Annotated in this window: 11 protein-coding genes; 6 read left to right on the top strand and 5 right to left on the bottom strand. The window is 72.0% G+C overall.

Annotated elements, in window-relative coordinates; translation table 11 throughout:
* Positions 1-14 precede the first annotated feature (14 nt).
* Positions 15-1,091, top strand: a complete 1,077-nt coding sequence (locus tag ACIBNA_RS30415; RefSeq protein WP_399168380.1) for an NAD(P)-binding domain-containing protein — start codon at positions 15-17, stop codon at positions 1,089-1,091.
* A 589-nt stretch (positions 1,092-1,680) separates the two neighbouring features.
* Here ACIBNA_RS30415 and mltG read toward each other — a convergent pair.
* A complete protein-coding gene (gene mltG, locus ACIBNA_RS30410) occupies positions 1,681-2,526 on the bottom strand; it encodes an endolytic transglycosylase MltG (RefSeq protein WP_399168379.1) in 846 nt (281 codons plus the stop codon).
* Between the two features lie 43 nt (positions 2,527-2,569).
* The gene (locus ACIBNA_RS30405; RefSeq protein WP_399168378.1) at positions 2,570-4,372 is read right to left on the bottom strand and encodes an ABC transporter ATP-binding protein; all 1,803 of its coding nucleotides are present in this window, start codon (positions 4,370-4,372) and stop codon (positions 2,570-2,572) included.
* 105 nt (positions 4,373-4,477) lie between these two features.
* On the opposite strand from ACIBNA_RS30405, the gene ACIBNA_RS30400 reads away from it, so the two are divergent.
* Positions 4,478-4,927 (top strand): MarR family winged helix-turn-helix transcriptional regulator, encoded by a 450-nt coding sequence (locus tag ACIBNA_RS30400; protein WP_274814594.1) that lies wholly within the window; start codon positions 4,478-4,480, stop codon positions 4,925-4,927.
* Positions 4,928-5,030: 103 nt separating this feature from the next.
* Here the strand turns inward: ACIBNA_RS30400 and ACIBNA_RS30395 are convergent, their stop codons facing one another.
* Positions 5,031-6,437 carry a cation:dicarboxylate symporter family transporter gene (locus ACIBNA_RS30395; RefSeq protein WP_399168377.1) on the bottom strand — a complete coding sequence of 469 codons (1,407 nt, stop codon included), beginning with the start codon at positions 6,435-6,437 and terminating at the stop codon, positions 5,031-5,033.
* A 176-nt stretch (positions 6,438-6,613) separates the two neighbouring features.
* Positions 6,614-8,221 (bottom strand): peptide-N4-asparagine amidase, encoded by a 1,608-nt coding sequence (locus ACIBNA_RS30390; RefSeq protein ID WP_399168376.1) that lies wholly within the window; start codon positions 8,219-8,221, stop codon positions 6,614-6,616.
* 200 nt (positions 8,222-8,421) lie between these two features.
* Here ACIBNA_RS30390 and ACIBNA_RS30385 point away from each other — a divergent pair, with 200 nt between their 5' ends.
* The 4 genes from ACIBNA_RS30385 to ACIBNA_RS30370 all read left to right on the top strand — a co-directional run bounded on the left by ACIBNA_RS30385 (position 8,422) and on the right by ACIBNA_RS30370 (position 12,980).
* Positions 8,422-10,227, top strand: a complete 1,806-nt coding sequence (locus tag ACIBNA_RS30385) for an ABC transporter ATP-binding protein (protein ID WP_399168375.1) — start codon at positions 8,422-8,424, stop codon at positions 10,225-10,227.
* Positions 10,224-12,005: an ABC transporter ATP-binding protein gene (locus tag ACIBNA_RS30380; RefSeq protein ID WP_399168374.1), complete on the top strand. Its 1,782-nt coding sequence runs from the start codon at positions 10,224-10,226 to the stop codon at positions 12,003-12,005. The genes ACIBNA_RS30385 and ACIBNA_RS30380 overlap by 4 nt, the downstream gene beginning before the upstream one ends.
* A 223-nt stretch (positions 12,006-12,228) precedes the next feature.
* Positions 12,229-12,699, top strand: coding sequence for a DUF5709 domain-containing protein (locus ACIBNA_RS30375; protein WP_399168373.1), 471 nt, complete (start codon positions 12,229-12,231; stop codon positions 12,697-12,699).
* Between the two features lie 35 nt (positions 12,700-12,734).
* Positions 12,735-12,980 (top strand): type B 50S ribosomal protein L31, encoded by a 246-nt coding sequence (locus ACIBNA_RS30370; RefSeq protein WP_274814600.1) that lies wholly within the window; start codon positions 12,735-12,737, stop codon positions 12,978-12,980.
* 26 nt (positions 12,981-13,006) lie between these two features.
* Here the strand turns inward: ACIBNA_RS30370 and ACIBNA_RS30365 are convergent, their stop codons facing one another.
* Positions 13,007-13,801: a metal-dependent hydrolase gene (locus tag ACIBNA_RS30365; protein WP_399168372.1), complete on the bottom strand. Its 795-nt coding sequence runs from the start codon at positions 13,799-13,801 to the stop codon at positions 13,007-13,009.
* Between the last annotated feature and the right edge of the window lie 62 nt (positions 13,802-13,863).

The following is a 13,863-nucleotide window of genomic DNA, read 5'->3' as shown; positions in this document are numbered from 1 at the left end:
CGGTTGGTAGAAGCGTGAACAACACACGCGAGGTCGAGGTGGTCGTCACAGGCGCCGGTCAGGCCGGTCTGGCCGGCGCCTATCACCTGCGGCGGTCCGGTTTCGAGCCGGACCGCGACTTCGTCGTGCTGGACCACTCCCCCGGTCCTGGCGGCGCCTGGCAGTTCCGCTGGCCGTCGCTGACGTACGGCAAGGTGCACGGGATGCACGCGCTGCCGGGGATGGAGCTCACGGACGTGGATCCGGCCCGCCCGTCCGCCGAGGTGATCAGCGACTACTTCGACCGGTACGAGCGGGCCTTCGACCTGCGGGTGCGCCGCCCCGTCGACGTGCGGGCCGCGCGCCAGGGGCCCGGCGGGCGGCTGCTCGTGGAGACCTCGGAGGGCGTGTGGTCGACGCGGGCGCTGATCAACGCGACCGGCACCTGGGACCGGCCCTTCTGGCCGCGCTATCCGGGCCAGGAGACCTTCCGGGGGCGGCAGTTGCACACCGCGCAGTACCCCGGGCCACAGGAGTTCGCCGGGCAGCGGGTCGTCGTGGTGGGCGGTGGCGCCTCGGGCACGCAGCATCTGCTGGAGATCGCCTCGTACGCGGCTGCCACCACCTGGGTGACCCGGCGTCCGCCCGTCTTCCGTGAGGGCCCCTTCGACGAGAACGCGGGCCGGGCGGCCGTCGCGCTCGTCGAGGAACGGGTACGGCAGGGGCTGCCGCCCAGAAGCGTCGTCTCGGTCACCGGACTGCCGCTCAACGACGCGATCCGGCAGGGCATCGACGACGGGGTGCTCGACCGGCAGCCGATGTTCGACCGCATCACGGCGGACGGTGTGGAGTGGAACGACGGCCGTCATGTCGACGCCGACGTCATCCTCTGGGCCACCGGCTTCCGCGCCGCCGTCGACCACCTCACCCCTCTGCGCCTGCGCGAGCCGGGCGGCGGCATCCGCCTCGAGGGCACCCGCGCGGCCGCCGACCCGCGCATCCACCTCGTCGGCTACGGCCCGTCGGCCAGCACCATCGGCGCCAACCGCGCCGGCCGCGCGGCCGTACGTGACATCAGGCGACTGCTGGAACGGGAACCGGCCGCCGCGTGACGCCCGGCCGGTCACCCGGATGCCGGCACGGGCACCGGTAGCCGTCCGGCGCCCAAGCCGGGGCACCCGGTTGCCGGCCCGACCCGGGACACCCGGCCGCCGGCAGGCGCACCGATAGCCCCGCAACGCCCACCCGGCACACCGGCCGCTGGAGCAGGAGCCGGTAGCCGCGTGGCGCCCGGCGGATCGCTCCGTCCCGCATGCCGACCGACTCGCGCGGCCCTTGCGTGCCGCCGCTCGCGCCATCCGGCCCGTACGCATCGCCAGCCGGGCCCCCGCCCGGCTCCGGCGCGCCACCAAAACCAAGCCCCTCGGGCGCGCGCCACGGCCGTTCACCGCCATGAGGCCGACCGACGCCTACGGCCGATCCGATCCCCCGGCCCACCCGCCGCCGACCCCGCCACTCTCCCCTCCACGCCACCGACCGGCCCGCCACCCTGCTCCGGCGCGCCACCAAACCGAGCAACCTCGGCCCCGCACCGCGGCAGGCTTGTCAGGTCGTGCCGGCTGACGCGCGCGGCCAACGAGTCCCCCCGGCCCACGCTCCCCCGCCCCGGTCACCCCTCCCCTCCGCCCGCCACTCTCCGGATCACCCGGCCGCCTGCGCCCCGGCGGTCTTCCGCTGGGCGTTGAACTCGGCGACGTTGCGCTGGTGTTCGCCGTAGTCGGCGGTGAAGCGGGTGTCGCCCGGGCGGACCGTGACGAAGTACAGCCAGTCGCCCGGGGGTGGGTTGATGGCGGCGTGCATCGCCTGTCCGCCGGGGTTGTCGATCGGCGTGGGGGGCAGGCCCATGCGCTGGTACGAGTTGTAGGGGCTGTCGATGCGCGTGTCGTTCGCCGTCGTGCGGAGGGCGGCGCGGTTCAGCGCGTAGTTGATGGTGGAGTCCATCTGCAGCGGCATGCCGCGTTCGAGGCGGTTGAAGATCACCCGGGCCACCTTGCCCATGTCGGCCCTGGTGGCCGCCTCCGCCTGGACGATGCTCGCGATGGTGACGGCCTGATAGACGTTCATGGCGTTGCGCTGCGCCCCCGCGGCGATGGGCGCGCCGTTGAACTTCTCGTTCGCGGTGTCGACCATCAGTGCCAGGAGCTTCTCCGGAGTCGTCTTCTCCTGGAGCTGATAGGTCGCCGGGAAGAGATAGCCCTCCGGGTTGCCCTCGGCGTCGTTCGGCAGTTTGAGGGCGGCCTTCGCCAGGGACTTCCTCGTGCTGCCCGCGGGCAGGGCGAGGGCCTTGTCGACGGCGGCGTAGACCTGGCTCGCCCGCCAGCCCTCCGGGACCACCAGGGTCGTGGGCCGGCCGTCCTCTTCGGGCCCCAGGGTCAGCAGCGGCACCGCCACGGCGGTACCGACCACGACGGCTCCGGTCGCGACGAGGGCGATCCGGCCCCGGCGCGTCAGTCGAATCGTGCTCCGTGGCGGAGTGTTCTTCTGCATGCGGGCACGGTAACCCGCATATCGTCATAAACCTGGCATATTTTCATCTTGTCGGTTCCAGTTGAGCGTCCCGGCGTACGAGCGCCGCGTACCGGCCGTGCCGCTCCAGCAGTTCCTCATGCGTACCGAGTTCGACCGCGCGCCCCGAGTCGAGGACCACGATCTGGTCGGCGCCTCGGACGGTGGACAGCCGGTGGGCGATGGTCAGCGTGGTGCGGTCGGCCGACAGCGCGTCGATGGCGTCCTGGACCGCGGCCTCCGTACGGGTGTCCAGCGCGCTGGTGGCCTCGTCGAGGATGAGGACCGGCGGGTCGCGCAGGATCGTGCGGGCGATGGCCAGGCGCTGCTTCTCACCGCCGGAGAAACGGTGGCCGCGCTCGCCGACGACGGTGTCGTAGCCGTCGGGCAGGGCGGCGATGTGGTCGTGGATCTGCGCCGCCTTCGCCGCCTGGTGCAGCTCCTCGTCGGTGGCGTCGGGCTTGGCGAAGCGCAGGTTGTCGGCGACCGAGGCGTGGAAGAGGTACGTCTCCTGCGAGACGACGCCGACCGCGCGCGCCAGGGTGTCGAAGTCGAGGTCGCGGACGTCGACGCCGTCGAGGGTGACGCGGCCGCCGGTCACGTCGTAGAGGCGGGGCACCAGGTAGCCGAGCGTGGACTTGCCGGCGCCGGTGGGGCCGACGATCGCGAGGCTGCCGCCGGCCGGGACGGTGAGGTCGATGCCGTCGAGGACCGGGCCGCCCTTGTCGTCGTAGCCGAAGGAGATGTTCTCGAAGCGGACCTCGCCCTTGACCCGGTCGAGGCGGACCGGGTCCGCGCGCTCTGTGATGTCGATCGGCAGGTCGAGGTACTCGAAGATGCGCTGGAAGAGGGCGAGCGAGGTCTGGATCTGCACTCCGGTCGACAGCAGGCTCACGGCCGGGCGGAACAGGCCCTGCTGGAGCGAGACGAAGGCGACGATCGTGCCGATGGAGACCTCGGGGCCGCCCAGCTGGAGGGCCATGCCGGCGGTCCAGTAGATGACGGCGGGCAGGGCGGCCATGACGATCGTGATGACGGCCATGCGCCAGCGGCCGGCCATGTTCGACCGCACCTCCAGGTCGACGAGTTCCTCGGACTCCCCGGCGAAGGACTTCGTCAGCGAGTCGGAACGGCCCATCGTGCGGCCGAGCAGGATGCCGCTGACGGAGAGCGACTCGGTGACCGTGGCGGCCATGGCGGCCATCTGCTTCTGGCGCTGGGTGGTGATCTTCCGGCGTTCATTGCCGACGCGGCGGCTGATCCACACGAACACCGGCAGCAACAACAGCGAGACGACGGTCAGGCGCCAGTCGAGGACGACCATCGCGACGATCGTGGCGACCACGCTGGTGAGGTTGGAGACCAGGGAGGTCGCGGTGGAGGTGACGGTGGCCTGCATGCCGCCGATGTCGTTGGCGATGCGGGACTGCACCTCGCCCGTGCGCGTGCGCGTGAAGAACGCGAGCGACATGCGCTGGAGGCGGCCGTAGACGGCGGTGCGCAGGTCGTGCATGACGCGCTGGCCGACCGTCGTGGAGATCAGCGTCTGGAGGACACCGAAGACGCTGGTGAGGACGGCGCTGAGGATCATGCCGAGGGCGAGCAGGCTGAGCAGGCCCGTACGCCCCTGGGGGATCGCGACGTCGAGGATCTCTTTGAGCAGGAAGGGTGTGGCGACCGAGACCAGCGACGCGGCGCCGACCAGCAGGCCGACGATCGCCAGGCGGCCCCGGTAGGGGCGGAAAAGCCTGAGGATGCGGCGGACCTGCCGGGGCTCTTCCTTCGAGTCGGCGGGTGCGGTCCAGGGGGCTTCGTGGTCGGGGTGCATGGGCTCCTTCGAAAGAGCGATACGGCCGGGGCGAGGGCGGCGGATCGGATCGTAGCTCATTGTTACCTATACTCACAATGAACACCATCCTGATATTGTTCCCGCATGACCTCCCCCGACTCCGACGGCCTGCTCGCCGAGCAGTTGCTGCGGCTCACCCGCCGGGTGCACCGCATCCAGAAGCGCCATCTGGAGCATCGCGACCTCGGCATCACACCGGCCCAGTCCCGGCTGCTGCGCACCCTCGCGCACTGGGGTTCGCCGCCACGCATGGCCGACCTGGCCGAGCGCCTGGAGGTGGTGCCGCGGGCCGTGACGACACTGGTCGACGGGCTGGAGGCGAGCGGCAAGGTGCGGCGGGTCCCGGACCCGGCGAACCGGCGGGTGATCCGCATCGAGCTCACGGACGACGGCCGGGGCGCGTTGCGTGAGCTGCGGGCGGCACGCAGGTCGGCCGCGGAGGAGATCCTCGCGCCGCTGACGGAGGAACAGCGCGAGGCGCTCGGGGGGTTGCTGAACACGCTGATCGACGGAGCGCCGGTGCCGCGGTGCTGAGGATCTGAAGCGCGCTCACGCCTCCGGCGCGCGAAACGGGCCGTGGCCGCCGCTCTCCTGCTGGAGCGGTGGCCGCGGCCCGTTCGATGTCGGTCGGTTTTGGTCAACCGGCCTCGGGGGTGCGTTCCTTGGACTTCTGGGTGGGGATGCCCGGGGCCAGGGGTTCGGCACCGACGCTTTCGCCGCCGTCGTCCTCGACACCGTCGTCCGGTGCGGCCAGATCCTCCCCGTCGAGCGTCTTCTTCGCCCGCTCGATGTCCAGCGCACCCTCCCAGCGGGACACCGCGAACACGGCGACGCAGTTGCCGAGCAGGTTCGTGACGACGCGCATCGAGTCCATGATGCGGTCCACGCCGAGCAGCAGGGCGACGGCTCCGGCCGGAATGGCACCCAGGGACGAGGCGGTCGCGGCCAGGGCGAGGAACGCCGAACCGGGGATGCCCGCCATGCCCTTGCTGGTCAGCATCAGCACCAGGACCACGGTGATCTGCTGGCTCAGGCTCAGATCCACGCCGACGGCCTGGGCGATGAACAGCGTGCCGATGGACAGGTAGAGCGAGGCGCCGTCGAGGTTGAAGGAGTAGCCCGTGGGCAGCACCAGGCCCACGGCGTCGTCGCGGGCACCGGCCCGGCGCAGCTTCTGCATCACGCGCGGCATGACCGACTCGGTGGAGGCGGTGCCGAGAGCGAGCAGCATCTCCTCGCGGATGTAGCGCAGGAACTTCCAGAGGCTGAGCCCGGTCACCATCCGCAACGCGACGGCGAGCAGCGCGATGAACAGCGCGGCAGCCACGTAGCAGAGCACGATGAGCTTGGCGTACGTCTTCATCACGCCCAGCCCGTAGTTGCCGACCAGGTGGGCCATCGCGCCGAACACCGCGAGCGGGGCCAGCCGCATGATGAAGCCGACGACCGTGAAGATCACTTCCTGGGCCTGGTCGATGGCGGGCAGGACCTTGGGCACCTTGGTGTGTCCGAGGTGCAGCAGGGCGGCGCCCACCAGGCAGGCCAGGATGAGGACTTGGAGCAGTTCGTTCTCGGCGAAGGCGCCGACGAAGCTCTCGGGCAGCGCGTTGAGGACGAACTCGGTCGTCGAGGGCAGCTGACCACCGCCCGTCGTCTGCTCCACCGCGGCGGCGTCCAGCGAGGACGGGTCGATGTTCATGCCCTTGCCGGGCCCGACGACGTTGGCGGCGACGAGACCGATGACCAGGGCGGCCGTGGAGGCGACCTCGAACCAGATGAGGGCCTTGACCCCGATCCGGCCGAACGCCTTCAGGTCGCCGGCCTTGGCGATGCCGACGACGACCACGCAGAACACCAGAGGCGAGATCACCGTCTTGATGAGCCGGGTGAAACCGTCGCCGAGCGGCTGGAAAGCTGTGGCCGTATCCGGCCACAGCTTCCCGACGACGATTCCGAGGACGAGCGCGCAGAGGACCTGCGCGAACAGTGAGGTACGCAGGGTGCGTGCGACGCGCCGCGGTAGGGACGGTACGGACGGTGGCATGGGGGCCTCCTAGGGGGACGGGGCGCACAGAGGCCGGAGGGGACTTCTGCAATACGGAAAGCGGTTTCCGTAGCCGTACACTCTGGAGGTTGTCTTGATCGCGCACAAGACCGCAACGTTTCGGCCATGTAAAAGTGCCCTAAGTGAGGCATGTCACACAGGCCACACCGGTCCCCTCAGCAACGGTGACGGTCCTCCGTGAGCACCCCCTGCATTGTGGTCAGCGTGCGGTCGTAGCAGCCGTGCGAGCCGTGGAGCCGGTAGCGCTCGCTCGTCGTGCCGACCGCGTGCCGCTGGTCGCGGGGCACGTTCGCCGTGTAGGTGGCGTCGCCCGTGTAGGAGTCGTCGAGCCGTGACCACGCCGTGCGGCGGCCGCCGCGCGTCTCGACGGCCGTGGCGCGGTCGCCGAGGGTCAGCACGGTGCGCAGCCGGTCGCCCGCGCCGAGGGTGGTCGTGCCGTCCATCGTGTAGGTCCGGTGCGTACGCGTGGTGCGGGCCGGTCCGCGTCCGTCGACGGTCACCGACTCGTCGTCGGTCCAGGTGGCATCGAGGGCGTCGGTCGTCTCGCCGTCCACCCAGCGGTGCTCGGAGGTGTGGGCGAGCGAGCGGCCGACGGTGGTCGTGACGCGGCCGTGCGAGGTGTCGACGTATCCGGCGACGGTCAGCCGGTGGGCACCCTCGGTGTCGACCCGGTGCTCCGAACCGGGCGTATACGAAGAGGAGTTGGCGAGGTCCCCCGTCTTGTGCACGGTGAGCTTCCCGGGGACGTGGGCGCGCTGCTCGTCCTGCCAGACGAGGACGTTCACGGGGGTGCTCCAGCCGGTCTGACCCTCGGGCACGCCGACGACCGAGACCTCGACGCGGTGCGGGCGGCCGTCGTTGAGGAGCCCGGCGAAGGGGGTGAGGTCGTAGGTGATCGGCTTGATGTCGAAGGCCCGCGGGCCCGGGATCACGTACCAGAGGAACGGGTTGGACCAGCCGCCGGTCCACACGGTCGGGAACGGCGCGGCGATGCCCGCGAGCCGGCCGTCCACGCGGATCTGCACCTCGCGGTAGGGGCCTTGGCCCGCCTTGCAGGAGTACGGCGCCGGGTCGGGCACCGTCAGGTACCAGTACTCCTCGCAGCCGCCGCCGGAACCGGTGGCGTACACCTCGGCGACGACGCGTTCACTGTTGCGCGGCGTCGTGAGGGTGGTCGCGCCGTCGGTCCCCTGGTCGAGGGTGAGGACCCGGTCGGGGCTCCTGCCGTCGGGGCGGCCCTGGTAGAACGTCAACGTGACCTTGACGTCGAGGACGCCCGTGTAGGTGTCGTCGACGACGTTCCCGATGAGCATCTCGACGTCCTGACGGCCGCGGAAGGTGTCGCTGTAGCGGGTGACGTCCTTCTCCACCGACCACTCGATGCCGTCGGGCGAGGGCTGCGGTGTCGACGTACGGAAGATCTCGACCCCGCCGACGTGCAGATAGCCGAGCCGGTCGTACTGGCGCCCCTTGACCTTGCCGTCGAGCCTCAGCACCACCTTGCTCCAGCGGTCGCCGCAGTCGCCGGGCGGGGTGTACGCGCCCCGGTACGGGGTGAAGTCGCGGAACTGCGCCTGGGCGACGGTGACTTGGCAGGACCTGCCGCCGGGCTTCGTGACGGGCGGGGCGGCCGTGACCGGGTCGTGCCAGTCGGTGCCGAACTCGGCGGGGACGTCGGCCGCACGGGCGGGACCGGTCCCGAGGAGGGTACTCGCCAGGAGGGTCGCTCCGGCAAGCATGGACATGGCGATCCGTCTCTTCATGGGCGGTGTTCTACGGGGAGTCCGCCGCCTCCGCAATGAGCACCCACCCGCCGGGGCAGCCCGGTTCCCACCCCTGTCGGCCGGTTCCGTTCGGTGGGTCGAAAACCGGTTGCCTCCGACCACGTGGCGACGCGAACCTGTCACGGTTTGTTGCCGTCGGCCGAACCCCCCATCCCCCTGACACGAGCCACTGGGACGTCATGCAGATTCAAGACCTTCCGTACCCCGACCCGGGCGTGCCGGACGCGCGTTCGGGTCCCCGATTCCTGTGGTGGCTCTTCCGGAATCAGCTGGACGGGCAGCTCAAGTCGCTGGCCTGGGGGCTGCTGCACTTCGCCTCCGTCGCCGCGCTGCCGTTCTGCGTCGGTGTCGCCGTACAGGCCGTCGTCGACCGCTCCGGCGGCCAACTCGCCCTGGCGGGCGGCCTGCTGGCGCTGGCCTGCGTCGGCAACGCGGTCGGTGACACCTTCCTGCACCGCACCGCCATCACCAACTGGATCACGGCGGCCGCCCGCGTCCAGCAACTGCTCGCCCGCAAGGCCGCCCAGTTGGGCTCGGCGCTGACCCGGCGCGTCGCGGCCGGTGAGGTCGTGGCGGTGTCCACGGGTGACGTCGAGAAGATCGGCTGGTTCGTGGAGGCCTGGTCGCGGTTCACCGCGGCTCTGGTCACCATCGTGCTGGTCTGCGTCGCTCTGCTCGTCTACCAGCCCGCGCTCGGCGTGGTCGTCGCCGTGGGTCTGCCCGTGCTGGCCCTTGCCGTGCTGCCCCTGCTGCCCCGCGCCACCCGGCGTGCCGACGTGCAGCGCGAGAAGGCCGGACGCGCCACCGAACTCGCCTCGGACACCGTCGCCGGTCTGCGCGTGCTGCGCGGCATCGGCGGTGAGGAACTGTTCCTCGACCGCTACCGCCGCGCCTCCCAGGAGGTCCGGCACGCGGCGGTGCGCAGCGCCCGGATGTGGTCCCTGATCTCCGCGATCCAGGTCCTGCTGCCGGGGCTGCTGCTCATCGCCGTCGTCTGGTACGGCGTGCACCTGGCGCGCCAGGGCCGGATCACCGTCGGCGAACTGGTCACCGTCTACAGCTCGGTGATGGTCCTCACCTATCCGCTGCGGCACTTCGAGGAGATCGCCATGGCGTACTCCTTCTCCCGGCCCTCCGCCAAACGGGCCGCGGGCGTGCTGGCGCTGAGGCGGGCCACGGACACCGCCGGTACGCGCGGGGCCGACCTCCCCTGCGGGGACCTGTACGACCCGGACACCGGGCTGCTCGCGAACGCCGGCCTGCTCACCGCCGTGGTGTGCGGCGACCCGGACGCGGCGGGCCGGCTGGCGGAACGGCTGGGCGGACACCCGGCGCAGGAGGGCACCTCGGTGCTGCTGGGCGGCGTGCCGCTCGACGAACTCCCGCTTGACTGTGCCCGTACGGCCGTCCTCGTCCAGGACAAGGACCCGGTGCTGCTGTCCGGCTCGCTGCGCGAACTGCTCGACGTACCCGCGTCGGGGGCCGTCGAACCGCGGGCGGCGCTGGCCGCCGCACAGTGCGACGACGTGCTGGCGGCGCTGGTGCAGGGCTCGGTGGACGCCGCCGACCCCATGGACGCCCGGATCACCGAACGCGGCCGGTCCCTGTCCGGCGGTCAGCGCCAGCGGCTCGCGCTCGCCCGGTCGCTGATCACGGACCCGGAGGTGCTCGTCCTGGACGAGCCGACCTCGGCCGTCGACTCGCACACCGAGGCACGGATCGCGCGGGGCGTGCGGGAGCTGCGCGCGGGGCGCACGACCGTGGTGTTCACCTCCTCGCCGCTGCTGCTGGACCGCGCCGACCGGGTCGTGTTCCTGCACGACGGCGAGGTCGCGGCGACCGGCACCCACCGCGAGCTGGTGCACACCGAGCCCCGCTACCGCGCGGTGGTCACCCGCGAGACGGACGACGAGGTCGCCCTGACCGGTTCCGTCTCCCTGAAGGACGTACTGCACGACCTGGAAGAGATCGAGGAGAAGGCATGATCGGCGTGGCGCCACCGGCGTACGACCCGGCGGCCCCGACGGCGGCGAACACGCTGCCGGTCGGCGCCCCCACGACCGTCCGCGCCTACGTGGCCGAACTGCTGCGCCGGCACCGCCGGGCGTTCCTGCTGCTCGTCGGCGTCAACACGGTCGCCGTCGTCGCCTCGATGGCCGGTCCGTGGCTGCTGGGCTCAGTCGTGGAGCGGGTGTCCGACGGAGCTCGGGACCTGCGGCTGGAACTCACCGCGGGGCTGTTCGTGACGGCGCTGGCCGTCCAGGCACTGTTCGTCCGGCAGGTGCGGCTGCGCGGCGCGATGCTCGGCGAGCGGATGCTGGCCGACCTGCGCGAGGACTTCCTCGTACGGTCGGTCGGGCTGCCGCCCGGCGTGCTGGAGCGGGCCGGGACCGGCGATCTACTGTCCCGGATCACCACGGACATCGACCGGCTGGCCAACGCCATGCGCGAGGCCGTACCGCAGCTGTCGATCGGCGTGGTGTGGGTGGTGCTGCTGATGGGCGGGCTGGTCGTCACGGCGCCGCCGCTGGCGCTCGCCGTGCTGCTCGCCCTGCCGCTGCTGATCGTCGGCTGCCGCTGGTACTTCCGGCGGGCGCCGGCCGCCTACCGCTCGGAGGCCGCCGGGTACGCCGCCGTGGCCGCCGCGCTCGCCGAGACCGTGGACGCCGGGCGCACCATCGAGGCGCACCGCCTCGGCGACAGGCGCGTCGCGCTGTCGGAGCGCCGGATCCGGGAGTGGACGGCCTGGGAGCGCTACACGATGTGGCTGCGGTCGGTGCTCTTCCCGGTCGTCAACGTCACCCACGTCACGGTGCTCGCCTCGGTCCTCCTGGTGGGCGGCGTGTTCGCCCTGCACGGCTGGATCGACGTCGGCCAGCTCACGACGGGCGCGCTCATCGCCCAGATGCTCGTCGACCCGGTGGGCATGATCCTGCGCTGGTACGACGAGCTCCAGGTGGCCCAGGTGTCGCTGGCCCGGCTCGTCGGGGTCCGGGACATCGAGCCGGACGCCGGCGACTCCTCGGTGGTTCCCGACGGGCGCCGTGTACACGCCGACCGGGTGCACTTCGGCTACGTGGAGGGCGTGGACGTCCTGCGCGAGGTGTCCCTGGAGGTCTCCCCCGGCACCCGGCTGGCCCTGGTCGGCCCCTCGGGTGCGGGCAAGTCGACTCTGGGCCGGCTGCTCGCCGGGATCTACGCGCCCCGGGACGGCCGGATCACCCTGGGCAGTGCCGAGCTGTCCCGGATGCCGGCGGAACGCGTCCGCGCCCACGTCGCCCTCGTCAACCAGGAGCACCACGTCTTCGTGGGCTCCCTGCGCGACAACCTCCGGCTCGCCCGGACCGGCGCCGGCGACGCCGACCTGTGGGCGGCGCTGGGCGCGGTCGACGCGGACGGGTGGGCCCGGGCGCTCGACGACGGCCTGGACACCGAGGTCGGCTCGGGCGGCCTGACGCTCACTCCCGCCCAGGCCCAGCAGATCGCCCTGGCCCGCCTGGTGCTGGCGGACCCGCACACCCTGGTCCTGGACGAGGCGACATCCCTGCTCGACCCGCGCGCCGCCCGCCACCTGGAACGATCCCTGGCCAAGGTCCTCGACGGCCGCACCGTCGTCGCCATCGCCCACCGCCTCCACACCGCCCACGACGCGGATGTCATCGCCGTCGTCGAGAACGGCCGCATCAGCGAACTGGGCAGCCACGAGGAACTGGTGGCTGCGGATGGGGCGTATGCGGCGTTGTGGAGGTCGTGGCACGGGTGACGAACCCCCGGGGCCCCCGTCTCCTGGTCGTGACCGCCGGAAGCGTTCCGTGGCGTTGCGCGGTTCCGAGGCGGGGTGGAAGGCTGGGAACAGGCACCGGCTCGGGGGATCGCCCGGGAACCGCCGCAGCGGTTCGGCGGCGGGCGGCGTCAGTGCTCCGTGTGGCGGCGGCCCGGCGCGGGCCCCGGTGTGAACGGGCCCGCCCCACCCCCTGGAGGTACCCGTGAAGAGCTCCGACGGCTGGGGAGACGACGTCTACCAGCCGGAACCATCCGAGCAGAGAGAGGACACGGGGCTGCTCGACGCCGAGGACACCCTGGAGTACGACGGCGTCGACGATCCCCTCGACCGGGGCTGGTCCCCTCCCGAGCGGCCCTGGGCCGTGGAGCACAGCGGCGTCACCGCGGCGGAGCGGCAGCGGGGCGAGACGCTGGACCAGCGGCTCGCCGAGGAGCTGCCGGAGCCCGTCGCCCCGGACGGTGACGGTCTCGGGGACTGCCAGGGCACCGACGGGGAACTCCTGGACAACGAGGTCGGCGCCACGCGCTCCGGCCGGCTCGTGGCCCCCGACGAGGGCGCGCACGAGGACGAGGAGAGCGCGCTGGTCGCCATGGACGTGGGCATCGACGGCGCGGCGGCGTCGGCCGAGGAGGCCGCCGTGCACATCGTCGACGAGGACACCCTGTCCGGCTGATCGCAGAACCGGCCGGAGCCGCACGAGGAGCATCCATGCAGCAGGAGAAGCACCCCGACTACCACCCCGTCGTCTTCCGCGACCGGGCCGCCGGCTACGCGTTCCTGACCCGGTCCACCGCGACCAGCGACCAGACCATCGAGTGGGACGACGGCGAGACCTACCCGGTCGTGGACGTGGAGATCTCCTCGGAGAGCCACCCCTTCTACACCGGCAAGGCCCGCACGGTGGACTCGGAGGGCCGGGTCGCCGCGTTCGAGCGGCGGTACGGCAGCCGCTGAGCCCTGTCCTCCGGCTCGGCAGGCGCTCAGATGACGTTGAGCGCCGCCGCGCAGCCCACCCCGCCGAGCAGCATGAACACCGGCATCAGCACCTTGAGCTCGACCCAGCTGCCCGCCCGGAACCGCATGAACTTCGGCGGCCCGACCGGGTACCAGCGCTTGCGGCCGACGGGGATGGGCCACAGGATCGGGCAGCCGGAGACGGTCAGCGCGTCCCCGATGTCGTGCACGATCGCGCCGAGCACGACCGGCAGCCCCAGCCACAGGTACTCCTGGCCCGGCGCCGTGAACAGCCAGTCCGCGCCGTTGCCCGGCTTGTCCAGGACGCCCGCGAGGATCCACGCGGTGGTCGCGGCCAGCAGCCACACCAGGACCTCGCTGCTGGAGCCGCGCGTCGCCCGCCACAGCAGGCCCTCGATGGCCAGGACCATGTGCACGAAGAGGACCGCCAGCACGCCCCAGCGGTCACTGGTGATCGCCACGACCGAGGTGCCCGCACCGATCAGTACCGCCCAGAGCCAGGTGTGCGTGAGCGTGCGGTGCCCGCCGGAGCGGCGCGGGTCGCCCTGCTTCTTGGTGGCCTTGTAGACGGCGTACGACAGCTTGTCGACGATCTCGCACAGCCAGCGGGACACCGGTCCGAAGGACCGTGAGATGGTCGCCGCCTTGTGGTCGAGGTCCGGGGCGAGGGCGGCACCGGCGCAGATCAGGGCACCGACGAGCAGGACCGGCCAGGGCATCGGGTGCCCGGCCGCGGCGGCAGCCGCACCGACGCCGAGCCAGGCGGTGGCGCCCGACAGTGAGTGTGCTGGTCCCATCATCGGCGTTGCCCGCCCCATTCCTCGTGTACCGCTGTCCAGTTGACCGGCGCCCTTGACATCCC

This window comes from Streptomyces sp. NPDC050164 (assembly GCF_044459945.1).
GTDB lineage: Bacteria > Actinomycetota > Actinomycetes > Streptomycetales > Streptomycetaceae > Streptomyces > Streptomyces coeruleorubidus_A.
This window is presented reverse-complemented; position numbering and strand designations above follow the sequence as displayed.